The sequence below is a fragment of the Vibrio sp. D173a genome (assembly GCF_030248475.1).
The window spans coordinates 1-26,217 of the sequence record NZ_JAHGAH010000093.1 but is presented as its reverse complement, the minus strand read 5'-3'; the positions used below and the strand labels follow the sequence as shown (position 1 = coordinate 26,217).

Sequence of the window (26,217 nt, the reverse complement as noted above, 5' to 3'; positions counted from 1 at the left end):
GTAATCCCGCCATTTTTATGTCTGCAAGTCTTATTCAAAATTGAAGTGTTGGAATTCTTGGCGATATCATTTTATGCACTTTAGTGCATTATGAGGCTTTCCATGAATACAACTCACTTCAATAGCGTTAATCGATACACTTCGGTCTATAGCGTAAAACCAGGCGATACCTTATCAAAAATAATACTCAAGTTTTATCAAGTCAGATATGGAAGTAATGAATATAAAGCTGCACTTCAGCAAATTACCTCAGATAACCCTCAAGTCAATGACCCCGATAAGATAAAGATTGGACAATCGCTCATTCTAAGAAAGTTAGATACTCAAACTAGTGTTGAAAGTCGACCTATTAGTGCAAATGCCCAAACTCTCTCTGAAGCAGACCAAAAACAGTTTGATTCTACAGTTAAAGCATTATCTATACCTGAGCGAGAAGCTTTTTGGGCGCTGTCTTGGTTAGATGATAACTGGGGACCTGCAAGTGCTGGAATAGGTGCTAGTTTTGCTTCAATGGGATTTTTGTTAGGGAGTGAATCCAAAGGGAACATATCAGAACTCAAAAAGCTCGATGGACTTTATCAAGACTATAAAGCCGGTAGATTAACAAAAGGTCAGTATGACTATCGCAGAAGAAAGCTGTTGGAGACGGTCGCAAAAAATCTAGGTCCCACAGAAAAGCTCTTCTTTAACGGTCAGAAAGCACGAGAATCAATGAGGATTTCAAGGAGGGGTGGAGTTCCAGCAACATCTGCTATAAAGAAAAATACAGACAAACTTGCTAAGTTGTCAAAAGCGGCTGCTAAAGGTGGCACAGTTCTTACTGCTGTGAATCTTGGGTTGGCTTGTAACCAAATAGCGCGTGCGAAAACTGATGTGGAGAAAAATGAAATATTACTAGATACCGCGGTAAGCACTGTGGTTGGTCTAGCTGGAGGTGCTGTTATATCGCTAGTCGTACTGGCGACTCCGGTTGGTTGGATTGGTGCCCTTGCGTTAGGTGTTACATCTGGTATTGCGAGTTACGCTTCCGGCAAAGTTGTCGCTAATGTATATAAAGAACTATATAGCGATGTCGACTTGGTCAAGAAAACTAGGGTTGGAGAAGTATGCAGTTATTAGAGTTATCTTTTATTGCATTTTTTATCGCAGGTGGTTTGCTAGTCTTTTGGTATCTAGTTGTAGGCATATTTCTGATATACGTTACACCAGATCAGGTTAAAGAATACGCTTACACAGGTAAGCACTATACAGCGGTAGAGCTGGCTTTGGTTTCTGGCTTCCATTTTGGAGCCTTGATACATGGCCTTGCATTGCTTGCTGCCATCGCGTTTCCTCGACTTGTTCGAAAAAGAGGACTGAGCGATGTACGCAGTATAAGTCCTCAATGGCTGATTAAAGTTAGCTTGGTTTATTGGTTGATACTGCTAATCATTCTATTCGTTATATTCTCGACGTTATTAATTATGGCCTTTTATTGAACATACATACAAAAAGACCGAGCGCGATGCTCGGTCTTTTTTAATTTTGTGTAAACGCATTGGTAAATGACACGCTGCGAATTTTGTACTGCTGTTGGTAAGCCAAGATAAAATCTTTAATGGCGTCATTGACGGGGAATACGCAATGGACGTCTAGCCCTTCCAGAAAATGGTTATCCGCCATATCCCAGAAGCTTTGAAGTGAGTTACAAATAATGGTTTTCATAACAGTGCTCATCTTATTCATTGTAAGAGTAACAACTGTCCTTGATGCGTCATGCAAAGCAGCTAAGCTTGCTCCGCACTTTAGGGTGATAGTTATTCACCTAGATCCATTTGTCGATTGTTTGAAATACGACCGTTTGTTGCGCAGAGTATAACCAACAGCATGTATATTGAAAAGGTTAAATTGCGACCAATGTCAATGTAAAGCTTTGCATAATTATTTAGTCGTAGAACGTACTGAGTTTCGTTCCTCCCTATAGGTCTAACGCGAGGATTTTCGACTTACGCTGGAAGTTGTACAGCCCTTGCTTTGCCCCAGGTAGATAATCGACGCTCACCTCATAGAAACCTTGTTCTCTAAACCAATGCAGACTGTGTGTCGTCAGGACAAAAATCTGATTGATACCGTCTGACTTAGAGCGGTGCTTCATGTAATTGAGTAGCAATAATCCACGATTACCGTCGCGATAGTCTGGATGGATCGCCACGCAAGCCATCTCCGCTTTTTGCTCCTCAATATATGGGTACAAAGCCGCGCAACCGATGATCAGACCATCTTTCTCGATGATGGTGAATTTATTAATTTCTTGCTCAAGTTGTTCGCGAGAACGCCTTACTAGCACGCCTTGCTCTTCTAATGGGCGAATTAGATCTAAAATACCGCCAATATCGTCGATGTCCGCTTCACGTACCTGTTCGGCACTGGCCATCACTACTTGTGTACCGATACCATCGAAAGAGAACAATTCTTGGATGAGTGCGCCATCCACTTTGTAGCTGATAAGGTGGCTTCGTGGCACTCCTGCACGGCAAGCTGCAATAGAGCCTTTAAGAAAACGTAATGTACCGGAGTTATAGTCGGTGTCTGGTGCGGTGTTCTCAGTAAGCTTCTTAATGACATGCTCTGCTTCGATAGGAAACAGTTCAGCGACGGCGTTACCGTTATCGTCAATCACACCTTGTTCTGAGCAGAAGCCAATCAGTTTGTCGGCTCCAAGCTTTATCGCCAACTGGGTGGCCACTTCTTCTGAAAGCAGATTGAAGCATTCGCCTGTGACTGAGCTGGCAATTGGGCCAAGTAACACAATGGAACCTTGATCGAGTGTGCGATGGATAGCATCAGTATCGATTCGACGAATGCGGCCGCTGTGACAATAGTCGACGCCATCATCAACACCGAGCGGTTGAGCAATGACAAAGTTGCCGCTCACGACGTTTAGTTGAGTACCTGCCATTGGCGTATTATTTAGACTCATAGATAAGCGTGCAGTAATGGCCAGTTGAAGCTGCCCTGCGGCTTGCATAACTACTGAAAGGACTGCTTCATCTGTGATACGAACGTTTTTGTGGTATGGCGTGGTAAGGTCCTGTTTCTCCAGTAGTTGATTGATCTGAGGTCTAGCTCCATACACCACAACCACTTTAATGCCCAAGCTATGCATTAAAGCAATGTCGTTGATAATGTTGCCAAAGTTTTTATCAGCAACCGCTTCGCCCCCAAGCATCAATACCATGGTTTTTCCACGGTGTGCATTCACATAGGGTGTGGATTGACGGAATCCTTTAACCAGAGCAGTACTACGAATTTTCACTACAGCCATTCCTTGTGTTTATTTATGCTTTAATATTGTCTTCTTATTCAATTGTTGGCAAGCCAATTTTTTGGAATAAAGCACAAACATCGTGAGCGTGGTGCTTGGTTGTGTTTGGTCGATGGGGGTACAATGCATGGGTCTAGTTCAACCACGTGAGCCTCATGTCTTCAGTTGTAAATAAGAATGCTGCGATCGCTGCTCAAACCGAGCAAAACTCCTCAACCAAATCGACACTTCGAAAGTGGGTCGAACGTTCACTTATGCTGACGGCGCTCATTGGTACTTTTGCCGTTTTGATGATGTACAGTGATTTGATTACGCGCTATATCAATCCACCAGTTTCTAGGTCAGTGATTTATGGAAAATGGGTCGAGCAAGATGTTGCTCCCTATGCTCGAGAAGAGTTTGTTCTGAGTGAGAGAGGAGTAACGGTACGCGGATCAACTGTTGCGACGGACTTTAAGTTTGATGGTGATACGTTGTCATATAAAGTGGGCTCTACGGTACGCACATTTGAGTTTACAGATCAGCACTACGCTGAGATAAAACTGGACTCAAATGCTCATTACCTTCCCGTGTTTCGTCTGGAAGGTCATTCTAATTTAGCGGTTCGCTAACCCCTGTTTCTCAAAGCGTGATTCGTTGCGTGTGGCAGGGGATCGCGTTTTGTCACATCTTTATGTTCTTGCGACTTTTCACAAACATTTTCCGGACAATCGTTTGATTCCATTGCTGTTATTATCCTCAACCCAGTTTAAATGGATAAATTGGCAGCGAACCAAGTCTTTGCCTTAACGCTGATACACTTTGTCGCAGCTTTTCAATTGCGTCGTTTGCATTTGTTTGCCATCCTTTTGCTATCTTCTTTTACGGAAAAAACACGTGTTTAAAAAACTCCTTCCTATTGTCTCTTTAAGTCTGCTATTCGGTTGTGCGGCTGAGCCAGAACAAAACCTACTTGCCAAGCAAGATTATGATGGCGAGTTTTCGCATATTTTGAATAAAGCCGATGTCGTTGAATCGAACAAGCCACAAGATTTCACAGAGTTCAACAAACAAGCAGAACAGGTTGTGATTAAGTCGCCTTCAATGGCAAAAATGTACCAGCCACTTTACGAGAAGTTGAGTGAATGGGCATTGCAGAGTGGTGATACGACTGCGCTCAGTGCTTACGGCATTCAAGCCGCGCAGCTTGGTGGCGGTGACAAGAAGGGTAACGTGTTGTTCACCGGTTACTTCTCACCAGTGATGGAATTGCGTCACGAACCAAACGAAACGTTTAAATACCCGGTGTATGGCAAGCCGGTTTGCAGCTCAAACTGTCCGACACGTGCCGAGATCTATAACGGTGCGCTAGAGGGACAAGGTCTCGAGCTTGGCTATGCACCTAATATGATTGACCCGTTTATGATGGAAGTGCAGGGCAGCGGCTTTGTTCATTTTGAAGATGACGATACGCTGGAATACTTCGCTTACGCAGGCAAGAACAACAAAGCGTACGTGAGTATTGGTCGAATTCTAATTGAGCGTGGTGAAGTGCCACGTGAAGAGATGTCACTTAAAGCTATCAAAGATTGGGTAATGAAGAATGATGAAGCAACGGTTCGCGAGTTGTTAGAGCAGAACCCTTCTTATGTCTTCTTTGCGCCACAAGCCGACGCACCAGTAACGGGCTCTGCGGGCATTCCTTTACTGCCAATGGCATCGGTAGCAGGCGATCGTTCGATTCTGCCTATGGGTACGCCAATTTTGGCGGAAGTGCCGCTACTTAATAAAGATGGTACATGGAGTGGAGCACACCAGCTTCGTCTTCTTATTGTGTTAGACACTGGCGGTGCGGTGAAACAAAACCATCTTGACCTATACCATGGTATGGGACCACGCGCGGGTACAGATGCGGGTCACTACAAGCACTTTGGTCGAGTATGGAAGTTGGGCTTAGAAAACACGCCAACGCAAGCACCTTGGGCTTTGCCGCCAGAGAAGTTACAATAAGCGCCTAGCGAGAGGAATCGCCTCTCATCATCTAGACATTTCCTCAAAGAGTGCGTATAAATCGCACTCTTTGTTTTTCTATCGATCATCTGGAACTTCAATATGCGTGAACTCGATACTCCGGCATCTGACAGCTACAACCAACGTTTTGGTGGCACTCGTCGTCTCTACGGCAACAGCGAAGTAGAAATTCTTCGTGCTGCACACGTGTGTGTGATTGGTATTGGTGGCGTAGGTTCTTGGGCGGTAGAAGCGCTGGCACGTACTGGTATTGGTGAGCTGACGCTGATTGATATGGATGACGTGTGTGTGACTAACATTAACCGTCAAATCCACGCGATGACTGGCACGGTTGGTCAAAGCAAAATTGAAGTGATGGCAGAGCGCGTTAAGCTGATTAACCCTGAGTGTAAGGTCAATCTGATTGACGATTTCATCACGTCAGATAACCAGCACGAGTACTTGAGCAAAGAGTTCGATTACGTATTGGATGCGATAGATAGCGTAAAAGCAAAAGCGTCTCTTCTGGCTTACTGTCGTAGCAACAAGATCAAAGTGATCACAACCGGCGGTGCTGGTGGTCAAATCGATCCAACTCAAATCATGGTGGCGGATCTGACCAAGACTATCCAAGATCCACTGGCTAAAAAGATCAAAGATACATTGCGTCGTCATCATAACTTCCCGAAAAATCCAGCGCGTAAGTTTGGTATTGATTGTGTTTTTTCTACGGAGCAATTGAAGTACCCACAAGCCGATGGTTCAGTATGTGGCGTGAAATCGACAGCAGAAGGCCCAAAACGTATGGACTGTGCGAGTGGTTTTGGTGCGGCGACGGTCGTAACAGCAACGTTCGGTTTTGTTGCGGTATCACGCATCGTTGAAAAGCTGATTCAAAAGCATAAGAAGTAGTTCAAAGAAGAGAGCGCACCAATGACTGATTTTCCTGTCTCGCCGTTTGGCACTGACATCACCAGTGAAGACATCGCCGCAACCATGCAGCAATTTAAAGGTTGGGAAGACCGCTACCGTCAGGTGATTCAATGGGGTAAAAAGCTGCCTCAAATGCCTGAAGAGCTTAAATCAGAGCAAGTTACGGTATCTGGTTGTGAGAGCCTAGTGTGGCTGGTGAGCAAAGAGCAAGAAGGCGTATGGCACTTCTGTGCTGATTCTGACGCGCGCATCGTTCGTGGTCTGATTGCCTTGGTGATGGCGGCTTACGACGGTAAAACGGCAGAGCAAATACAAGCGTTTGATATTGACGCTTACTTTGAAAAACTGGGCTTAATTGCTCACCTAAGCCCATCGCGTGGCAATGGTTTGAAAGCGATTGTTGAGCAGATAAAAACACAGGCTCTGTAATAGCGATTAGTTAACACTGCGCAAAGAACAGAATAAAGAAAAGGGTTGAAGCCAAACGGTTTCAACCCTTTTTCTATAAATCTATAGTGGTATTTTTATTGTTAAAGCATATCGACCGCTTTCTCGACGGCAGCAATCAGCTTCTCAACATCTTCTAACGTATTGTAGATACCAAAAGAAACACGCACCGTGCCTTTAACCCTGAGCGCATCCATCAGAGGGTGAGCACAGTGATGCCCTGCACGAACAGCGATACCTTGTTGATCAAGCAGTGTAGCAATATCTTGGTGGTGAACGCCGTCCATCACAAAAGTAAGCACTGAAGCGTTCGGCTGATAACCGAGGATTTGAATGTCGTCGAGCTGAGTCAGTGCTTGGTAAGCTTTGTCCTGCAGATAATGCAGATGTGCCTCTACTTCGGTTTGGTTAAAGCCTTGGTACCAATCGATGGCTTTCGCTAGGGCAATTGCGCCGGCGACGTTCGGTGTACCCGCTTCAAACTTACCCGGCAAGGCAGAGAAGGTGGTTTTCTCGAACGAGACTCTTTCAACCATTTTGCCGCCGCCGTGCCATGGTGGCATCGCTTCTAAAAGTTCAAGCTTGCCATACAGAACGCCAATCCCAGCGGGTGCATACAGCTTGTGGCCAGAGAAGACATAAAAGTCGACATCGAGCTCTGCCAAGTTCAACGGTTCATGAACAATACCTTGTGCACCATCGACAACAACAACAGCGCCTACCGCATGTGCCATGGCGATGATTTTCTCGATAGGTTGACGAGAGCCTGTCACATTGGTGATTTGTGCGCATGCTACGATTTTACAGCGCTCCGACAACAGTGCTTCAAATGCATTGATGTCGAATTGGCAATCGGAGGTCATCGGAACTTTAACGATTTTCGCGCCCGTTTGCTCCGCGACAATTTGCCAAGGCACGATGTTCGCGTGGTGTTCCATTTCACTGATCAGGATTTCATTACCTGCTTGGAGTGTGCTGCGAGCATAAGTTTGTGCGATTAGGTTTAGTGCTTCGGTTGCGCCTCTAGTCCAAATGATTTCTTTTGAACTGCTTGCTCCTATGAACTTCGCAACGGTTTCACGAGCCGCTTCAAATTGACTGGTCGCGTTGGCTGTTAAGCTGTGACTGCCACGGTGCACGTTAGCATTTTGTGCACTGTAGTAACGGCTAATCACATCGATCACGCACTGTGGCTTTTGTGTTGTTGCTGCGCTATCAAGGTAAACCAAAGGCGATTGGTTGACGTCTTGATTTAGGGCGGGGAACTGTTCGCGTACAGCGTTTACGTCAAACATTATTCGTCACCGAACTCGTGATAATGCAGTGTTGGGATTGTGACTAACGGCTCTGCGACCATCCACCCATGCTCTTTACCAGAAAGTTTGATAATGATTTCCATCGCGAACTCAAGTGCGGTTCCTGGTCCCTGACTTGTCAGTAGGTTGTGATTCACATCCATGGTGACACGTTTAGCTCGCCATTTGTCTTCAGGAATATGAGATTGGAAGCTTGGATGGCATGTCATCAAGGCCTCAGGGTAAAGGTTGTGGTGTTGCAAAACCAAAGCAGGAGCTGCACAAATTGCCGCAACCAGCTTACCTTCGTACATGTGCTGTTTCAGGATCTCAATCATGATGGTGCTATCACGGAAGGTTTCTGCGCCTCCAACGCCACCAGACAGAACAATCGCATCAAACTCGTCATCGGCAATATCAACCAGCTTGCAATCCGCGGTAAGTGTCACGCCTCGAGACGCTTTCATAGTCAGTGCACCATCGAAATCTGCGCTTGCGACCGTTACGTCATAGCCCGCACGAACCATCATATCGATAACGGTTACCGCTTCCATTTCCTCTGTGCCCGGAGCGATAGGTACTAAGATCTTTTTGTTCATTGTTCTGTCCAGCTTTGTTCAATCTGTTTGATGTGTTGATAGAGTTTTGCGTTCTCTGGCGTACTAATTTGGTGTTTTTCGGCAGCTTGCAGCAAATAACCAGTAATAAAGTCTATCTCGGTACGACGTTGGTGAAGGACATCTTGTCTCATAGAAGAATAGTTTGCAGCTGTAGCGTTAACCACCTGCATAATTGTGGCATGTAAAGAGTCAAAATCGATCTTTATCTCTTCTTTGTTCATGACTGCTACCAACTCATAAGTGATGCTTTTTAATGTCACTGCAAACTCAGGAGCAGCGAGATCACCATTTTTGCATTGATGGATGGCTGTCAGTTGGTTGATAGCACAGTTGATCGCGAGTTTAGTCCACAAGGCAGCGTTGATGTTTGGGTTCCAATTTACCTCGGGCAAAGCGTGGTTCATCACATCTGCTAAGAAGTCACATTGAGCACCTTTAGCATTAAAACCACCCAGTTGAGTATTCCCCAGACCAGTGTGAAGAACCTGCTCTTTACTTGGTTTGTAAGCACCGTGTGTTGTTGTGGCAACGATTAATGGGTTATCAGGCAGTTTTACTTCCAGTAGCGGTGCAGTGCCCATTCCGTTGTGCATCAACACCATGATGGTGTCGGTGCTGATATACGGAAGAAGAGGCTCAATCGCGGTTTCCACTTGCCATGCTTTTACTGTCACAACAATCAGATCTGCACTTTGAACAGAAGAGATGTGTTGATTAGAAAAACTGATTGCTGGATGGTCATCAAGTTGGAGCAATTGCTCGCTGTTTGAGCTTCTTCCCCATAGGGAGACATTGTGCCCAGCAAGTTTGAATTTAGTCGCCCAAAGTGAGCCAACGGCTCCTGGACCTAAGATGAGAATATTCACCAAACGCTCTCATTAAAAAGGTTTGCTGCAAGGATAATGAGGGAAAAAAGGAAAGCAAATAAAAATGGCGCCAAGAGGCGCCATTTTTGGGGAACTTATCGGTTCTATTAGAACTTGTAAGTTACAGCAACGTAGTGTGCTACGCCTGAAGAGTCAACAGTTTGAGTCCATGGTAGTGCTTTACCATCTTCAAAGCCGTATACGTCTTTGTATAGTTTCAGGCCGTAACCAACTGCGAAACGATCAGAGTGCCAGTAGATACCGTTAAACATAGCACCGCCGTTTGACGTGTTAGTGTTGAACTTGTTGCCTTCTTTGTCTTCCATACCAAATTGGTAATCGATGTAACCTTGGTAAGAAATGAATGAACCGTTCTCGAAGAAGTAGAATGGTTTGAACCAGTTAGTCGAGATTTGGAAACCGTTCCAATCTTTGTTGTTGCCGTAGTATGAACCGTATAGGTTTAGGCCTACTTTACCCAACCAAGGAACCATTACGTCAGAACCTAGACCGATTTTTTGGTTGTTTACGCCAGAGTTACCACCCCATTCCATAAGAGTTGCAACGTATAGCTCTTGAACTGGACCGAAAGACAGGTCTTTACCAGTTAGTGCGTCCAGAGACATACGTGGAGCGAACTTCATGAAGATTTTTTCTGCGCCAGCTTTGTCGCTGCCTGGGTCAGAAGCTAGGTTGAATACGTCAACGTAACCGTATAGGTCGAAGATACCAGAGCGACCGCCGAATTCCATCTCTAGGTAATCGTGGCTAGATTCTGGACCTGCACCTTTCTCATCGAATGCACCCATTAGGTTGAATTGCATCCACTTGTAATCGTTCTTGTGGATGTCGCCATCTGAGTAGTCAGCAGCCATAACTGGAGCTGAAGTAGCCGCTAGAAGGCTAAGAGCTAAAAGTGATTTACGCATAAGGGGACTCTCTATGTTTGTAATGATTCAGAACACGCAATCTGTGCTGCGCTTTCCAATTGGCGGGAATAATAGCGATAAAAATCCCAAATGAAAGTGATAAAGGATGCAAAAATGAAGGTTTTTCGTGAGGTTTGTCACGAAACAAGTTTATTTCACGGAACCTTTTGCTTGTTGCATTGATTTGCAATAAATATGTGACGAATGTCCTTTTCGTAATCGTTTTTATGACTTTTTAAGCCAGTCGATTAACCAACACAAATCGTTAGTGATCTGACTAATAGGCCATTCGTATCAAATGATGAACCAAAGAGGACGTTTGAATGAAAGAAGTCATGTTATTCCCATTAACCTCAGTCGTTTTACCAGAAGGCAAAATGAATCTGCGTATTTTTGAACCTAGATACAAACGCATGGTGAAAGAATGCAGCCTCCAAGATTCAGGTTTTGGCGTTTGTCTCGTTGGTAACGACGTCGATCCGAAAGCTGTGGGAAACGTGTCATCCATCGGAACCTTGGTCACTATCGTTGATTTTGAAACACTCAGTGATGGGCTTCTTGGTATTACCGTGGCGGGAGAGAGACGTTTTATTGTCAAAAGGGTGAGGGCTGATTCTGATGGCCTTCGCCACGCTGAAGTCGAGTGGTTAGACAATTGGCAAGAGCCAAGGTCTCATCCCGAATTCCTCTATCTAAGTCATCAACTCGCTCATGTGTACGAACAATTTCCTCAATTAGGGACGCTTTACCAACACCGCTTTTACGACGATCCATCATGGGTCGCTCAAAGATGGCTTGAACTTCTTCCACTAGATTGTGAGCTGTTTGAGCAGTTGGTTGGAGCAGAGGATTGTCTTCCTGCATTGCATTTTCTCAATGATGCTATAGAAGCCCCACTTCAAAGAGAGACTAGGATATGAAAGGACTTACAAAAACCGCAGTAACTTTGGTTGCTGTGCTAGGGATTGCTGCGTGCGGGTCAGACAGTGATTCGATTGAGTATTCGAATTTGCAAGCGGTACATGCTTCTTCTGATGCGCCTCTTGCAAATGTATGGATTAACGACCAAGCCGCTTTGACGGACGTCGATTATGGCGTTGGCTCTGGTTACGTGAGGCTACCTGAAGGGGTAAACTCAGTTCAAGTTGATGTGCAGTTGCCCGGTGGAGATGTCGCGACAGTCGTAGATAAAACAACGCTCGATCTGGACTCGGATCTTTATTACACCGCATTTGTCGTGGGTGACGCTTCTGGAGCACCAAACCCTGTTGAGCCTCTTATCGTGACTCGAAGCGCGACTTCCATGGCTGATGCAAACAGTTTAGATGTTCAGGTAGTACATGCTGCTTCTGGCGTGCCAGCTGTAGATCTTTACGTCACTGAGCCTGGAGTGGCGTTGGCAGACTCATCACCGATTACTAATCTGGCTTATAAAGCGTCGACGGATGTGCTGAACATTCCTGCAGGCGATTATCAAGTGAGACTAGCTGTCGGTGACACAGTAGCGTTTGATTCGGGCACTATCCCTCTACCAGCCAATGCTAACTTGACGATCGCCGCTATTAAGACAGGGGATTCCAACAGTACTTCTCCGGTGAAGTTAATGGTATTGAATGGTTCTGGCTCTTCTATACTTGAAGATAAGGGAAGCAAAGCAGAAGTGCGCGTTGGTCATTTAGTCGATGGTGCACCTGTTGTTGATGTTCATGTCGACGGTGCTGCGTTTGCTCCGCTTGCGGATTTGGAATTCAAACAAATTCGCGGGTACTTGGACCTTGCGCCAAAAGCATACGATATTGATGTGTATGTTGATGGTACAACGACGGATCCAATTATCGACGTTGACGGTTTAGAAGTGAAAGGTGGTATGGATTACAGCATCTATGCTGTTGGCGTTGTCGCACCTGCAATCGCAATTGAACCGCTGGTAGTCGAAGACATGCGTCGTGCAGTCGCAACCAGCGCAACGTTAAATGTTACGCACGCAGCAGCGAATCCAGTGGCTGAAATGGTAGACATCTATCTCACAACTAGCGCAGGAATTGACGGAAGTGATCCAGCAATAGCAAACTTCGCGTATAAAGATAGTGTGCAAGGCGTTTACGTTGCCGAAGGTTCTTATTTTGTCACTGTGACAGTGGCGGGAGACGCAGATACGGTAGCGATCGATTCTGCGCCTGTAACGGTAATGAACGGCGTCGTATATCAAGTAGTCGCCATCGATGATGGCAATAACGGTGGCTTCAATCTTATTGTTGGTGACATCACCGACTAGGACGAAAGGGGGAGGGGGAAGCTCCTCCCAATGATTAAGGCTGATTATGATGAGTGAAAGCCCACAAAAGCTCGGGCGAAGCGAATGGAACGATTATATGGACAAAGTGAAAGCGCGAGACAAAGACGCTTTTGCCTTCGTATTTCGTTTTTATGCACCAAAGCTTAAGCAGTTCGCCTACAAACATGTTGGTAATGAGCAAGTTGCAATGGAAATGGTGCAAGAAACCATGGCGACTGTTTGGCAAAAAGCTCATTTATATGACGGCACAAAAAGTGCCTTGTCGACATGGATCTATACCATCATCCGTAACCTTTGCTTCGACCTTTTAAGGAAACAGAAAGGTAAGGACTTACACATTCATTCTGATGACATTTGGCCGTCAGACTACTATCCACCTGATTTGGTTGACCATTATTCACCTGAGCAAGACATGCTCAAAGAACAGGTAGTCAAATTTTTAGACATACTGCCGAAAAACCAAAGAGAAGTACTCCAAGCGGTGTACCTTCAAGAACTTCCACACCAACAGGTCGCAGAGTTGTTCGACATACCTTTGGGCACCGTGAAGTCTCGCTTGAGGCTAGCGGTAGAAAAGCTAAGGCATTCGATGCACACGGAGCAATTATGAACAAACATCCAGACAAAATATTGTTAGAGGCATATGCTTCCGGAAGTATTGATGCAGTTTCTGGCCTGGTGGTTGCCACTCACCTAGAAACCTGCCCCAAATGCCGAGCTTATGTCAATCAACTAGAAGCGGCTCAGGCCAGTTTGGTGAACGATATACCGTCTATTTATGACGCTGAGTTTGATAGTATGTTCAACGACATAATCACCTCAGAACCAACGTCTGACAGCATCATTATTAGAGATGTCGCCAAAGTTATGGTCGCAGGCAAAGATTTCAAACTACCGAAAACACTGAGCCGTTTCTCAGACTTGGTGGGCGAGTGGAAGAGCTATGGGGGCAAAGTCTACAGTGCACAGATTGATCTAGGGGAAGAAGCGCGCGTCAACCTTATGTATATAAGCGAAGACGTAAGGATTCCGCAGCACACGCACAAAGGCCAGGAATCAACGCTAGTTTTACAAGGTGGCTTCAGTGATGAGGACGGGCATTACGAAGTTGGAGATGTACTTGTACGAGATGCATCTGCAAAACATAGCCCATTCACCAAGCCTGGCGAAGACTGCTTATGCCTAACTGTATTGACAGAGCCAATGATCTTCACACAAGGTGTAGCCAGAATATTTAATATGTTTGGTAAAGGTATGTACCCTTAACGAGTGTCCAGGTTCAGCAGCAGAAAGCCACCACATAGCGGTGGTTTTTTTCATTTCTTTTCTTAGTTTCTCTGTCTCGCTTTTTCTAGCAAGTCAGTGAAATAATGTCGCAATGAATAAAGCATGATTAAACTCGGAACGACCATAACTGCGGTAATCGCAAAGAATGTTGTCCAGTCATTTAGATAAACAACTAACTCGCCGCTGAATGATGCTATCGTCGTTCGTCCAAAGTTACCCAGTGAAGCTAGTAACGCATATTGAGTAGCTGAGAAAGCTTGTCCAGTCAGGATAGTCAAGAACGAAACAAAAGCGACGGTCGAGAAAGCGGTTGTGAAGTTATCGACAATGATCGTTGCTAAAAACAGATGCTCATTCGGGCCGACTTTCGCAATCCAAGCAAACATCAAGTTGCTCGCTGCCATCGCGATACCGCCAATCATCAGGCCGCGCACAATACCAAACTTAACGTTAAACATGCTGCCAACAAAGGTGAACAGCATGGTTGCGCCCCAGCCAATCAGTTTCGAGTAGTAGCCAATTTGTTCATTGCTAAAACCTATCTCCTTATAGAAGGCAATCGACATGCGTCCTAAGAACGCCTCGCCAATTTTGAATAGGAAAACAAATAACAAAAGCGTGATGGCAACACGAACGCCATTACGATTGAAGAAGTCCAAGAAAGGTTCCACAACGGTAACGGTAAACCAAGCCAGCAGTTTGGAGCCCACGACCTCTTTATGACGTTGTTCTGCTTCCAACTGCAGTTGTTCACGTTGTGTTTTTGGCTCTCCCACTAAAAGAGTGAAAATCATCAAGAGCACAACGATAAAAGCCATGCCGTAATAGACACTATTCCAGCCTATGCCATCGGCATTAATGAACGCTAAATAACCTGGTAGTGAATAACCTGTCCACCAACCAATTACCGCCATAGCAGAAGCTTGCGGAAGTTTCGATTCTTCCGTCTTAGGAAAGGTATCAATACGGAACGCATCAATCGCAATATCCTGTGTCGCTGAGGCTGTTGCAATACACAATGCGAGAAGTGATGTGAAAATCAGGTTTTCAGCGGGGTTCACACCGGCAATAAACAGAGTAGCAACAAGCACGATACTCTGGCATAGGAAAATCCAGCTACGACGTTGCCCAAGTAAGCGGTGCAACACAGGCAGTTTGACGCGATCGACCAATGGCGCCCATAAAAAGTTGATCGCATAAACAGCAAACACACTACCAAAATAGCCGATTGCTGATAACGTCAAACCAGCATCTTTCAGCCAGCCTGACATGTTTGAACCAATAAGCACCCAGGGAAAGCCACTTGAGCAGCCAAGCATGAAAACCCAAAGTAAGCGTTTATCGAGGTAACTTTTTACCGTTTCCAACCAAGTGATGGAAGGTAATGAAGACATAAATCAATCCGTTAAAATAGAGCCACTAAAAGAGAAAGCCCTTCGAATATTCAAAGGGCTTATGATTTTGGCTACTTCAGTAGTGCTGCTTTGGTGATGACGATTTGTGTCTCTGGGACATCGCGCATGCGACCGATGGATTTGGTTGGCTGAGCCGCCATTTTTTGAATGACATCGAAGCCTTCGGTGACTTCACCAAATACTGCATAACCCGGTGGGCGAGAACCGTAGTTTAAGAAGTCATTGTCGACTAAGTTTACGAAGAACTGACGTGTTGCCGAATCAGGAGCATTGGTGCGCGCCATTGCAATAGTGGCACGGTCATTGTTCAAACCGTTATTCCCTTCGTTTTTGATTGGTGCGTAGGTCTTAACCATTTGCATGTCTTGGTTAAAGCCACCACCTTGCGCTATAAAACCAGGAATCACGCGATGAAAAATCGTACCTTCGTAGCTACCATCTTCCACATATTTAAGGAAGTTCGCGACCGTTACGGGCGCTTTTTCTTCATTTAACTCTACGGTGAAGTTACCTAACGTAGTTTCAAACGCCACTTTAGGACCAGCAAAAACGCTGCAGCTTAGAAGTGCGAGAGAAAGAATCGCTTTGCGTAGCATTAGAATCGCTCCTGCATGTATTGGCGAAGTTCAGGGTCATTCGCGATCTCTTTTAGAGTTAGAGCCACGACATCATTCAATGTTTCTTCAATGTCAGAGTCTGAAGCGCTTAGTGTGCCTGAACGTTTAGCAGTACCAGTATAGGTCTTAACAAGCTTACCTTGCGGAGTTTCTGCGGTAATTTCTAGAACGACTTTCGCATCCATCTCGTTTTCCATTACAGAGTGCTTCACGTTTACCAATGCTTCTTGCACTTCAAGCTCAATCGAGTTATCGCTGTTCAGATCTGAATGGAAACCTTGAGAAGAGAATTGCTTCTCTAATGCTTCTTCAAGAGAAATACGTAGATTTTGTTTCGCATGAAGAGGCAAAATATTTGAACGACCGTTATCGACAAGAGCAACATACTGAGCCGCACGTACGTCTTTACTGGTTAGACTGTAGCTCTTGCCTTGTACGATCGGGTTCGTACTTAGCGTCGTCTCAGGCATCAGGTTCAGTTGAGGCTGTTGTGGCGCCGAACATGCAGCAAGCAAAGCAAGCGAAGCCGCGAGTACCAGTTTTTTCATCTTATTATTCCTTTTAAACATATTGCTAAAGTCAGGACTTTATTGCTTGGCGCCTAATTTAGCAGGATTTTTCGTTGCCTGTAAAATCAAGAACTTATTGTTAGAAGCGACTAATTTAACATTTTTGTCGCCAAACAGACGTTTCAGCTTCGCATCATAACCAAGGTGACGGTTACCTATGACCAATAACTTACCGCCTTGGTTCAGTATTTGTTTAGCATCGCAGAACATTTGCCACGCAATGTGGTCAGTGATCGCCTGCTGCTGATGGAACGGTGGGTTGCACATAACTATGTCTGCACACTCTGGTGTGAAACCATCTAAGCAGTTGTTCACAATACATTGAATATCGCGGGCGTCGCCTAGGTTATCGATCAAGTTTTGTTTTGCTGACTCGATAGCCATAAAGCTCTCATCCACGCTGGTTAAGCGAGCTTGAGGATTTAATTGCCCCATTTTTACTGACAACACACCATTACCACAGCCAAGGTCGATGACGTGTTTCAACGTTGGATCTTGAGGAAGGTGTTGCAGCATAAAACGTGCGCCGAGATCTAAGCTTTCGCCTGAGTATACATTTGGTAGGTTTTTCAGTTGAATACTCTCACCTTCAACGCCCCAAATCGGCATTGGGTCGACATCTATTACTGGTTGAGCATTGGCACTTGAGAATACCAAACGATGCTTTTTCCACGCCAGAGAGGTTTTAGTCTCGCCTAAGTACTTCTCAAACAGTTTGAGTGTCGACGTATGGATCTCTTTCGCTTTGTTGACCGCAACGATAGGGCAGGATGCTGGCAACGCTTTACGCAGTTGACTGAGCAACCAAACTAGATGGCGGTTACTTTTTGGCAGTTGCAGCAAAACTAAATCAGTATTGGTAGGAATGTCATCCATCGTAGAAAGAAAAGAAATAGGCTTACAACGATTATCTGCAAGGTTTTGTTTCGCACCCTTGTGGGAGATGAAAGAGTCACTTATCAACGTTACATTGTGCTTGTCTGAAAACCAGCATGCCAACGCACCGAAGTTATCATTGATAACCACGATGTTTTGATTCTCTGGCAGCGCTAATTCTTCTACGTGATTGATAAGGTACTCGTCACCCGCATCCCATGCTTGAAGAGTTTCGTTGGATCGCTTTGGGAAACGATGCAGTGTGAGGCTACGATCGTGAAGGTCTAATTCGGTTTTCATAACTAAACGTAAGTCGATTTGGAAATTAGTGATTATTGTCGCAAATGATGAAGGCTCAAGATACAAAAAGCTGTCAAATTTACTGATTTTCACCGGCTTTCAGCGAACTGTGTGGATTGTGAAAGAGGGAGCAGGGACGTTTCGTTGATTTCATTTGCTGAACTAGAGTATATACTTACCTGATTAGTATTAATGAGGACTGAATATGATACAAGAAATCATAGAAAAGAAACTGCATAGTGAGCTGCAACCTAACTATTTGAAAGTGATCAATGAGAGCTATATGCACAATGTTTCGCCGGGTTCTGAGAGCCACTTCAAAGTGATTGTGGTCAGTGATGCATTTGCTGGTCAGCGCCTCATTGGACGTCACCGTCAGGTACACACTGTACTGGCCGACGAGCTTGATAATCACATCCATGCCTTGGCGATTCACACTTATACCAATGAAGAGTGGAAACAAGAACAAGATGGTGCTCCAGATAGCCCTATGTGTATGGGGGGCGGTCGCTAGAAAGCGATTAAAACACTGATTTAAAAAGATGGTTTCGGCCATCTTTTTTTGTTTTACATATTTTCGGGACAACAATGTGGCACAAATAAAGGTTAAAAAATGTGTTAACAGTGTTTCAACAAATGACTGAAAATTAATGCATATTTCAAAGTGTGAGTGTTTTATTTCCATAGCGAATATATGGGATTTGGCATTTGTGCGTTCGGTCAAACTTATGACTATTCTTTAACCTTTTAGAGCTCGTTCTTCCAAAATAAACCCTCCTTTCCTAAGATTGGTCATGGCATCAAGTTCCCAAAAAATGCTAGACTACGGCACCTGATAAATCTCGCCTAATATTTGTGACGAGATAATTAATAGGATGTTGCGATTTTGATGTTTTAAACAGCATCAAAACCGGACACTGATGTCGTGTCTAAAAGTTACGCAATCAAAAGAATCTTTTTCCCGATAAAAGTAGTGCAAGTGCGTATGATTACAATAAAGAAGGGCTTGGATCTTCCTATCGCAGGAGCTCCATCCCAGGTGATTAATGATGGTAAGACCATCAAAAAAGTCGCCTTGCTTGGCGAAGAGTACGTTGGCATGCGTCCTACCATGCATGTCCGCGTTGGCGATGAAGTGAAAAAAGCGCAAGTTCTTTTTGAAGACAAAAAGAACCCTGGCGTTAAGTTCACTGCTCCAGCAGCCGGTAAAGTGATCGAAATTAACCGTGGCGCTAAGCGTGTACTTCAATCAGTTGTGATTGAAGTAGCAGGCGAAGAGCAGGTTACGTTTGATAAGTTCGAAGCAGCTCAACTAGCAGGTCTAGATCGCGAAGTGATCAAGACTCAATTGGTTGAATCTGGCCTTTGGACCGCTTTACGTACTCGTCCGTTCAGCAAGGTTCCAGCAATCGAGTCTGCTACTAAGGCTATTTTCGTAACTGCGATGGATACTAATCCACTAGCAGCACAGCCTGAGTTGATCATCACTGAACAACAAGAAGCATTCGTTGCAGGTCTAGACATTCTTTCAGCCCTGACAGAAGGCAAGGTTTACGTATGTAAGTCTGGCACTAGCTTGCCAAGCTCTTCTCAGTCAAACGTAGAAGAACACGTCTTCGATGGTCCTCACCCAGCAGGTCTTGCTGGCACCCACATGCATTTCCTATACCCAGTGAATGCAGAAAATGTGGCGTGGAGCATCAACTACCAAGACGTTATCGCGTTCGGTCAGCTTTTCCTAACGGGTGAGCTTTACACTGATCGTGTTGTGTCTCTAGCTGGTCCTGTTGTGAACAACCCACGCCTTCTTCGTACAGTTGTAGGTGCTTCTCTTGAAGACCTAACTGACAGCGAGTTGATGCCTGGTGAAGTTCGTGTGATTTCAGGCTCGGTACTTTCTGGTACTCAAGCGTCTGGTCCACATGCCTACCTAGGTCGTTACCACCAACAAGTTTCTGTGTTACGCGAAGGTCGTGACAAAGAACTGTTTGGCTGGGCTACACCTGGTAAAAACAAGTTCTCAATCACGAAATCTTTCCTTGGTCACATCTTCAAGGGTCAGTTGTTCAACATGACAACAACGACCAACGGTAGTGACCGTGCAATGGTTCCAATCGGCAACTACGAGCGCGTAATGCCGCTTGATATGGAACCGACTTTGCTACTTCGTGATCTATGTGCAGGCGATACAGACAGTGCTCAAACACTGGGTGCGCTTGAACTGGATGAAGAAGATCTAGCATTGTGTACCTTTGTATGTCCTGGTAAATACGAGTACGGTCAGCTACTTCGTGAATGCCTAGATACCATCGTGAAGGAAGGGTAATCCATGCTTAAGAAATTCATTGAGGATATCGAGCATCATTTTGAACCAGGCGGTAAGCACGAAAAGTGGTTTGCACTGTACGAAGCAGCAGCGACACTATTCTACACGCCAGGTCTAGTAACAAAACGTAGCTCGCACGTTCGTGATAGCGTTGACCTAAAACGTATCATGATCATGGTTTGGTTCGCAGTATTCCCAGCAATGTTCTGGGGTATGTACAACGCGGGTGGCCAAGCTATTGCAGCACTTAACCACATGTACGCTGGTGATCAACTAGCGACAGTTATCGCAGGTAACTGGCACTACTGGCTAACAGAAATGCTTGGCGGCACCATCGGTGCAGAAGCGGGCGTTGGCAGTATGATGCTACTAGGTGCGACTTACTTCCTACCAATCTACGCAACAGTATTTATTGTTGGTGGTTTCTGGGAAGTGCTTTTCTGTATGGTGCGCAAGCACGAAGTTAACGAAGGTTTCTTTGTAACTTCTATTCTATTCGCACTTATCGTTCCACCAACGCTACCTCTGTGGCAAGCGGCACTAGGTATCACATTTGGTGTTGTTGTAGCTAAAGAGATCTTCGGTGGTACAGGTCGTAACTTCCTGAACCCTGCTCTTGCAGGTCGTGCTTTCCTATTCTTCGCTTACCCAGCGCAAATCTCGGGTGACGTAGTATGGACTGCGGCTGACGGCTTCTCTGGTGCAACTGCTCTTAGCCAATGGGCTCACGGCGGTAGCGGCGCGTTGATCAACAACATCACTGGCGCTCCTATCACTTGGATGGATGCATTCATCGGTAACATCCCTGGCTCAATTGGTGAAGTATCAACGCTTGCTCTAATGATCGGTGCAGCGATGATCGTTTACATGCGAATCGCTTCATGGCGCATCATCGCAGGTGTAATGATCGGTATGATTGCAGTATCGACACTATTCAATGTGATCGGTTCTGACACCAACCCAATGTTCAACATGCCATGGCACTGGCACCTAGTACTAGGTGGTTTTGCATTCGGTATGTTCTTCATGGCAACAGACCCAGTATCAGCTTCATTTACCAACAGCGGTAAATGGTGGTACGGCATCCTAATCGGTGCAATGTGTGTGATGATCCGTGTAGTTAACCCAGCTTACCCAGAAGGTATGATGCTGGCGATTCTATTCGCGAACCTATTCGCACCTCTGTTCGACCATGTAGTTATCGAGAAGAACATCAAGCGGAGACTAGCACGCTATGGCAAGTAATAACGACAGCATTAAAAAGACGCTGGGTGTTGTTGTCGGGTTGAGCCTTGTTTGTTCAATCATCGTATCAACAGCAGCAGTAGGTCTGCGTGACCAGCAAAAAGCTAACGCTGTACTAGATAAGCAATCAAAGATTGTAGAAGTTGCGGGTATCGACGCTGAAGGTAAGAAAGTTCCTGAGCTTTTTGCTGAGTACATCGAACCTCGTCTAGTTGACTTCAAAACTGGTGATTTTGTCGAGAAGGCTGAAGACGGCTCGACAGCAGCTAACTACGACCAACGTAAAGCAGCGAAAGATCCAGCAGAGTCAATCAAGCTAACGGCTGATGAAGACAAAGCTAAGATCCTACGTCGTGCTAACACAGGTATCGTTTACCTAGTGAAAAACGGTGATGACATTTCTAAAGTTATCATCCCAGTTCACGGTAACGGCCTATGGTCAATGATGTACGCATTCGTTGCGGTTGAAACTGACGGTAACACTGTGTCTGGTATTACTTACTACGAGCAAGGTGAAACTCCTGGACTTGGTGGTGAAGTAGAAAACCCAGTATGGCGTGCTCAATTCGTTGGTAAGAAACTATTCGACGAGAACCACAAACCAGCAATCAAGATTGTTAAAGGTGGTGCTCCAGAAGGTTCTGAACACGGCGTTGATGGCCTATCTGGTGCGACACTAACTGGTAACGGTGTTCAAGGTACATTTGACTTCTGGTTAGGTGATATGGGCTTTGGTCCTTTCCTAGCAAAAGTTCGTGACGGAGGTCTGAACTAATGTCTAGCGCACAAAACATTAAAAAGAGCATTATGGCGCCGGTGTTGGACAACAACCCGATCGCGCTGCAGGTTCTTGGTGTATGTTCTGCTCTTGCAGTAACAACTAAACTAGAAACAGCATTTGTAATGACACTAGCGGTAACTTTCGTAACTGCACTGTCTAACTTCTCTGTTTCTTTAATCCGTAACCACATTCCTAACAGTGTGCGTATCATCGTACAGATGGCAATCATCGCATCGCTAGTAATCGTGGTAGACCAAGTGCTTAAAGCTTACCTATACGATATCTCTAAACAGCTATCTGTATTCGTAGGTCTTATCATCACGAACTGTATCGTAATGGGTCGTGCTGAAGCATTCGCAATGAAATCTGCACCAGTACCATCGCTAATCGACGGTATCGGTAACGGTCTAGGTTACGGCTTCGTTCTTATCACTGTAGGCTTCTTCCGTGAACTATTTGGTTCAGGCAAGCTATTCGGTATGGAAGTTCTACCACTAGTGAGCAACGGTGGTTGGTACCAGCCAAACGGTCTAATGCTACTAGCACCATCTGCATTCTTCCTAATCGGCTTCCTGATCTGGGTAATCCGTATTCTGAAGCCAGAACAAGTAGAAGCGAAGGAGTAAGGGCGTCATGGAACATTACATCAGTCTGCTAGTTAAATCGATTTTCATCGAAAACATGGCACTGTCTTTCTTCCTAGGTATGTGTACTTTCCTTGCCGTATCTAAGAAAGTTAAGACCTCTTTCGGTCTGGGTGTTGCAGTTGTGGTAGTACTAACTATCGCGGTTCCTGTGAACAACCTAGTTTACAACCTAGTTCTGAAAGAGAACGCGTTAGTTGAGGGCGTAGACCTTAGCTTCCTAAACTTCATCACCTTTATCGGTGTAATCGCTGCACTTGTACAGATTCTAGAGATGGTTCTTGACCGTTTCTTCCCACCTTTGTACAACGCGCTTGGCATCTTCCTACCGCTGATCACAGTAAACTGTGCGATCTTCGGTGGTGTATCTTTCATGGTACAACGTGACTACAACTTTGCTGAATCTATCGTTTACGGTTTCGGTTCTGGTGTGGGCTGGATGCTAGCGATCGTCGCTCTTGCAGGTATCCGTGAGAAGATGAAGTACTCAGATGTACCTCCTGGTCTACGTGGTCTAGGTATCACGTTCATCACTGTAGGTCTAATGGCGTTAGGCTTTATGTCTTTCTCTGGTGTTCAACTGTAAGTCGGGTAAACCGCAACAATTAAGGAATAGTCAATGGACATTATTCTTGGTGTAGTGATGTTTACTCTGATCGTACTTGCGCTAGTACTAGTGATTCTTTTCGCTAAGTCTAAGCTTGTACCAACAGGTGACATTACAATTTCTGTGAACGATGACCCATCACTGGCGATCGTTACACAACCAGGTGGTAAGCTACTATCTGCGCTAGCGGGCGCTGGCGTATTCGTATCTTCTGCTTGTGGTGGCGGTGGCTCTTGTGGTCAGTGTCGCGTAAAAGTTAAATCAGGTGGTGGTGACATCTTACCTACCGAGCTTGACCACATTACTAAAGGTGAAGCGCGTGAAGGTGAGCGTCTAGCGTGTCAGGTTGCAATGAAAACTGACATGGACATCGAACTTCCTGAAGAAATCTTCGGCGTTAAGAAGTGGGAATGTACAGTTATCTCTAACGATAACAAAGCAACATTCATCAAAGAGCTTAAGCTACAAATCCCAGATGGCGAATCAGTACCTTTCCGTGCTGGTGGCTACATCCAGATTGAAGCGCCAGCTCACCACGTTAAATACGCGGATTACGATATTCCTGAGGAATACCGTGAGGATTGGGAGAAGTTCAACCTATTCCGCTACGAGTCTAAAGTTAATGAAGAGACAATTCGTGCATACTCTATGGCTAACTACCCAGAAGAGCACGGTATCATCATGCTTAACGTTCGTATCGCAACTCCGCCGCCGAACAACCCAGACGTTGCACCTGGTATCATGTCATCGTTCATCTGGTCTCTAAAAGAAGGCGACAAGTGTACGATCTCTGGTCCATTCGGTGAGTTCTTCGCGAAAGATACTGACGCTGAGATGGTATTCGTTGGTGGTGGTGCAGGTATGGCTCCAATGCGTTCTCATATCTTCGACCAGCTGAAACGTCTGCACTCTAAGCGTAAGATGTCATTCTGGTACGGTGCACGTTCTAAGCGTGAAATGTTCTACGTAGAAGACTTCGACGGCTTAGCGGCTGACAACGATAACTTCGTATGGCACTGTGCACTGTCTGATCCACTTCCAGAAGATAACTGGGATGGTTACACTGGCTTCATTCACAACGTTCTTTACGAGAACTACCTACGTGATCACGAAGCGCCAGAAGACTGTGAATACTACATGTGTGGTCCACCTATGATGAACGCTGCTGTAATCGGCATGCTGAAAGATCTAGGTGTAGAGGATGAAAACATCCTTCTAGATGACTTCGGTGGTTAATCCCCGCAAGTGATTGAATCTATGGCTAGCTCTCTAAGAGCTAGCCATTATTTTTTTGTAGAAATAAAAACCATATTCAACAGTTGCTATAGGAAATCGGTTTGTCTTGAAAGAACCCATTTTCCATATCAATTTAACGACAATAGGAGTAAACAAGTGAAAAAGTGGCTTGTTGCATTCGCTTCTCTATTGGTTTTAGCTGGTTGTGAACAGCCAGCAGATCAAGTTCATTTAAGTGGCCCAACAATGGGCACCACATACAACATTAAATACATCGAGCAAGATGGCCTGCCATCGCCTGAAGTGTTGCAAATAGAAATCGATCGCTTGCTTGAGGAAGTGAACGATCAGATGTCGACTTACCGCGAAGACTCAGAGCTTAGCCGTTTCAACCAGCATCAAACCAGTGAGCCATTTGAAGTATCACCGCAAATGGCAACGGTAGTGAAAGAAGCGATTCGCTTGAACGGTCTTACTCTAGGCGCACTAGACGTAACCGTTGGTCCCCTAGTGAACCTATGGGGCTTTGGTCCAGAGGCTCGTCCAGATGTGGCTCCGACGGATGAGGAGTTATCAGCTCGTAAAGCAAACACTGGTATTCACCACCTTTCGGTTGAAGGCAATAAAATGTCGAAAGACATTCCAAACTTGTACGTTGACCTATCGACTATCGCAAAAGGTTGGGGGGTTGATGTGGTTGCGGATTATCTACAATCACAAGGCATTCACAACTACATGGTAGAAGTTGGCGGTGAAATGCGTTTGAAAGGCATTAACCGTGAAGGTGTGCCATGGCGTATTGCCATTGAAAAGCCGACCGTTGATGAGCGCTCAATTCAAGAAATTATTGAGCCTGGCGACATGGCAATTGCAACAAGTGGTGACTATCGTAATTACTTTGAGAGCAATGGTGTGCGATACTCTCACATCATCAATCCTCAAACAGGCAAACCTATTCATCATAAGGTAGTGTCTGTAACGGTACTGGATAAATCGTCGATGACGGCTGATGGCCTTGCTACTGGTATTATGGTGCTAGGTGAAGACAAAGGCATGGAAATCGCGAATGAAAATAACATCCCAGTTTTCATGATTGTGAAAACGGACGATGGTTTTAAAGAGCTGGCTTCGGAAGCATACAAGCCGTTCATGAAGAAATAACAACAAAAGTGAGCATGTCCTTATGAGTACATTTCTAATTACTTTTGCTGTCTTTGTTGCGGTAATTGCAGCGATGGCAGTGGGTTACATCTTCCAAAAGAAGGTCGTAAAAGGTAGCTGCGGCGGCCTTGGTGCGGTTGGTATTGAAAAAGTATGTAACTGCCCAGAACCATGTGATGCACGTAAAAAGCGTGAGGCACGTGAAGCACTGCGCGCTGAAAAGCTAGCTGCGTGGGAAAAAGACCGTATTGCTTAATTGAGCTATAGTCAGAATGAAAAAACCCAGCCAGCGGCCTGTCTCTTATACACAAATCCCCAAGCTTGTAGCTTGGGGATTTTTTTGAACTCTTTCAAGTGTGTGTGATCTGAACACTTAGCAATCATTACTGAAACACTAAGATGACACACTCAGACGCTAAACTTTGGGCACAAGAACAATTTGGACAAGCACAACTTAAAGACCCTCGAAGAACA

29 protein-coding genes are annotated in these 26,217 nt (G+C 45.2%); 19 read left to right on the top strand and 10 right to left on the bottom strand.

The features are described 5' to 3' along the window. The first annotated feature begins 102 nt into the window (after window positions 1–102). Window positions 103–1,119 (top strand): LysM domain-containing protein, encoded by a 1,017-nt coding sequence (locus KIV40_RS10675; protein ID WP_285349101.1) that lies wholly within the window; start codon window positions 103–105, stop codon window positions 1,117–1,119. Then, window positions 1,107–1,478, top strand: coding sequence for a hypothetical protein (locus KIV40_RS10670; RefSeq protein ID WP_285349099.1), 372 nt, complete (start codon window positions 1,107–1,109; stop codon window positions 1,476–1,478). The genes KIV40_RS10675 and KIV40_RS10670 overlap by 13 nt, the downstream gene beginning before the upstream one ends. Window positions 1,479–1,518: 40 nt before the next feature. On the opposite strand, the gene KIV40_RS10665 is transcribed toward KIV40_RS10670, so the two are convergent. After that, the gene (locus tag KIV40_RS10665) at window positions 1,519–1,704 is read right to left on the bottom strand and encodes a hypothetical protein (protein ID WP_005427310.1); all 186 of its coding nucleotides are present in this window, start codon (window positions 1,702–1,704) and stop codon (window positions 1,519–1,521) included. A gap of 253 nt (window positions 1,705–1,957) precedes the next feature. Next, entirely contained in the window at window positions 1,958–3,295 is a 1,338-nt protein-coding gene (gene argA / locus KIV40_RS10660; RefSeq protein WP_285349096.1) for an amino-acid N-acetyltransferase, read from the bottom strand. A gap of 164 nt (window positions 3,296–3,459) precedes the next feature. Here argA and KIV40_RS10655 point away from each other — a divergent pair, with 164 nt between their 5' ends. The 4 genes from KIV40_RS10655 to csdE all read left to right on the top strand — a co-directional run bounded on the left by KIV40_RS10655 (window position 3,460) and on the right by csdE (window position 6,655). Beyond that, window positions 3,460–3,915, top strand: a complete 456-nt coding sequence (locus KIV40_RS10655) for a DUF2850 domain-containing protein (protein ID WP_285349094.1) — start codon at window positions 3,460–3,462, stop codon at window positions 3,913–3,915. 265 nt (window positions 3,916–4,180) lie between these two features. Next, window positions 4,181–5,293, top strand: coding sequence for a murein transglycosylase A (gene mltA, locus KIV40_RS10650; RefSeq protein WP_285349093.1), 1,113 nt, complete (start codon window positions 4,181–4,183; stop codon window positions 5,291–5,293). A 102-nt stretch (window positions 5,294–5,395) separates the two neighbouring features. Further along, window positions 5,396–6,205: a tRNA cyclic N6-threonylcarbamoyladenosine(37) synthase TcdA gene (gene tcdA / locus KIV40_RS10645; protein ID WP_012128736.1), complete on the top strand. Its 810-nt coding sequence runs from the start codon at window positions 5,396–5,398 to the stop codon at window positions 6,203–6,205. Window positions 6,206–6,226: 21 nt separating this feature from the next. Then, window positions 6,227–6,655 (top strand): cysteine desulfurase sulfur acceptor subunit CsdE, encoded by a 429-nt coding sequence (csdE, locus tag KIV40_RS10640; protein WP_134976471.1) that lies wholly within the window; start codon window positions 6,227–6,229, stop codon window positions 6,653–6,655. A 101-nt stretch (window positions 6,656–6,756) separates the two neighbouring features. Here csdE and csdA read toward each other — a convergent pair whose 3' ends face one another. The 4 genes from csdA to KIV40_RS10620 form a co-directional block, all read right to left on the bottom strand. Then, the gene (csdA, locus tag KIV40_RS10635) at window positions 6,757–7,968 is read right to left on the bottom strand and encodes a cysteine desulfurase CsdA (RefSeq protein WP_285349091.1); all 1,212 of its coding nucleotides are present in this window, start codon (window positions 7,966–7,968) and stop codon (window positions 6,757–6,759) included. Then, a complete protein-coding gene (locus KIV40_RS10630) occupies window positions 7,968–8,567 on the bottom strand; it encodes a DJ-1 family glyoxalase III (protein WP_285349090.1) in 600 nt (199 codons plus the stop codon). The genes csdA and KIV40_RS10630 overlap by 1 nt, the downstream gene beginning before the upstream one ends. Continuing rightward, a complete protein-coding gene (gene panE / locus KIV40_RS10625) occupies window positions 8,564–9,454 on the bottom strand; it encodes a 2-dehydropantoate 2-reductase (RefSeq protein ID WP_012128733.1) in 891 nt (296 codons plus the stop codon). Before panE ends, KIV40_RS10630 begins: the two co-directional genes overlap by 4 nt. 107 nt (window positions 9,455–9,561) lie before the next feature. After that, window positions 9,562–10,383, bottom strand: coding sequence for an outer membrane protein OmpK (locus tag KIV40_RS10620; protein ID WP_012128732.1), 822 nt, complete (start codon window positions 10,381–10,383; stop codon window positions 9,562–9,564). Between the two features lie 323 nt (window positions 10,384–10,706). Between KIV40_RS10620 and KIV40_RS10615 the strand changes: the two genes are divergently transcribed. From KIV40_RS10615 to KIV40_RS10600, 4 genes are read left to right on the top strand one after another with little or no spacing between them, the layout of a single operon-like run. After that, on the top strand, window positions 10,707–11,303 hold the full coding sequence (locus KIV40_RS10615) for an LON peptidase substrate-binding domain-containing protein (RefSeq protein WP_285349087.1): 597 nt from the start codon (window positions 10,707–10,709) through the stop codon (window positions 11,301–11,303). Continuing rightward, on the top strand, window positions 11,300–12,658 hold the full coding sequence (locus tag KIV40_RS10610) for a DUF4397 domain-containing protein (RefSeq protein ID WP_285349086.1): 1,359 nt from the start codon (window positions 11,300–11,302) through the stop codon (window positions 12,656–12,658). Before KIV40_RS10615 ends, KIV40_RS10610 begins: the two co-directional genes overlap by 4 nt. A 46-nt stretch (window positions 12,659–12,704) precedes the next feature. Then, on the top strand, window positions 12,705–13,289 hold the full coding sequence (locus KIV40_RS10605) for an RNA polymerase sigma factor (protein ID WP_005529413.1): 585 nt from the start codon (window positions 12,705–12,707) through the stop codon (window positions 13,287–13,289). Further along, complete coding sequence (locus tag KIV40_RS10600; protein WP_285349085.1) at window positions 13,286–13,945, top strand: ChrR family anti-sigma-E factor; 660 nt, start codon at window positions 13,286–13,288, stop codon at window positions 13,943–13,945. Before KIV40_RS10605 ends, KIV40_RS10600 begins: the two co-directional genes overlap by 4 nt. A 62-nt stretch (window positions 13,946–14,007) precedes the next feature. Here the strand turns inward: KIV40_RS10600 and KIV40_RS10595 are convergent, their stop codons facing one another. From KIV40_RS10595 to KIV40_RS10580, 4 genes are all read right to left on the bottom strand, one after another. Then, a complete protein-coding gene (locus KIV40_RS10595; RefSeq protein WP_285349083.1) occupies window positions 14,008–15,360 on the bottom strand; it encodes an MFS transporter in 1,353 nt (450 codons plus the stop codon). Between the two features lie 71 nt (window positions 15,361–15,431). Beyond that, window positions 15,432–15,977: a peptidylprolyl isomerase gene (locus KIV40_RS10590; RefSeq protein WP_285349082.1), complete on the bottom strand. Its 546-nt coding sequence runs from the start codon at window positions 15,975–15,977 to the stop codon at window positions 15,432–15,434. Next, window positions 15,977–16,546 (bottom strand): YajG family lipoprotein, encoded by a 570-nt coding sequence (locus KIV40_RS10585; RefSeq protein ID WP_285349080.1) that lies wholly within the window; start codon window positions 16,544–16,546, stop codon window positions 15,977–15,979. Before KIV40_RS10585 ends, KIV40_RS10590 begins: the two co-directional genes overlap by 1 nt. Window positions 16,547–16,585: 39 nt before the next feature. Next, window positions 16,586–17,743, bottom strand: a complete 1,158-nt coding sequence (locus KIV40_RS10580) for a methyltransferase (protein ID WP_285349078.1) — start codon at window positions 17,741–17,743, stop codon at window positions 16,586–16,588. A 205-nt stretch (window positions 17,744–17,948) separates the two neighbouring features. On the opposite strand from KIV40_RS10580, the gene bolA reads away from it, so the two are divergent. The 9 genes from bolA to nqrM all read left to right on the top strand — a co-directional run bounded on the left by bolA (window position 17,949) and on the right by nqrM (window position 25,999). After that, a complete protein-coding gene (gene bolA, locus KIV40_RS10575) occupies window positions 17,949–18,257 on the top strand; it encodes a transcriptional regulator BolA (RefSeq protein WP_285349076.1) in 309 nt (102 codons plus the stop codon). Between the two features lie 471 nt (window positions 18,258–18,728). Further along, entirely contained in the window at window positions 18,729–20,069 is a 1,341-nt protein-coding gene (locus tag KIV40_RS10570; RefSeq protein ID WP_285349074.1) for a Na(+)-translocating NADH-quinone reductase subunit A, read from the top strand. 3 nt (window positions 20,070–20,072) lie between these two features. Beyond that, window positions 20,073–21,314, top strand: coding sequence for an NADH:ubiquinone reductase (Na(+)-transporting) subunit B (locus tag KIV40_RS10565; protein ID WP_012128722.1), 1,242 nt, complete (start codon window positions 20,073–20,075; stop codon window positions 21,312–21,314). Next, the gene (locus KIV40_RS10560; RefSeq protein WP_012128721.1) at window positions 21,304–22,089 is read left to right on the top strand and encodes a Na(+)-translocating NADH-quinone reductase subunit C; all 786 of its coding nucleotides are present in this window, start codon (window positions 21,304–21,306) and stop codon (window positions 22,087–22,089) included. The genes KIV40_RS10565 and KIV40_RS10560 overlap by 11 nt, the downstream gene beginning before the upstream one ends. Beyond that, window positions 22,089–22,721, top strand: a complete 633-nt coding sequence (locus KIV40_RS10555) for an NADH:ubiquinone reductase (Na(+)-transporting) subunit D (RefSeq protein ID WP_012128720.1) — start codon at window positions 22,089–22,091, stop codon at window positions 22,719–22,721. The genes KIV40_RS10560 and KIV40_RS10555 overlap by 1 nt, the downstream gene beginning before the upstream one ends. 7 nt (window positions 22,722–22,728) lie before the next feature. Beyond that, a complete protein-coding gene (gene nqrE / locus KIV40_RS10550) occupies window positions 22,729–23,325 on the top strand; it encodes an NADH:ubiquinone reductase (Na(+)-transporting) subunit E (RefSeq protein ID WP_005427385.1) in 597 nt (198 codons plus the stop codon). A 33-nt stretch (window positions 23,326–23,358) separates the two neighbouring features. Beyond that, a complete protein-coding gene (gene nqrF, locus KIV40_RS10545; protein ID WP_005427299.1) occupies window positions 23,359–24,582 on the top strand; it encodes an NADH:ubiquinone reductase (Na(+)-transporting) subunit F in 1,224 nt (407 codons plus the stop codon). A gap of 156 nt (window positions 24,583–24,738) precedes the next feature. After that, on the top strand, window positions 24,739–25,743 hold the full coding sequence (locus tag KIV40_RS10540) for an FAD:protein FMN transferase (RefSeq protein ID WP_285349070.1): 1,005 nt from the start codon (window positions 24,739–24,741) through the stop codon (window positions 25,741–25,743). A gap of 22 nt (window positions 25,744–25,765) precedes the next feature. Beyond that, entirely contained in the window at window positions 25,766–25,999 is a 234-nt protein-coding gene (nqrM, locus tag KIV40_RS10535) for a (Na+)-NQR maturation NqrM (protein WP_005427386.1), read from the top strand. Window positions 26,000–26,217: the final 218 nt, after the last annotated feature.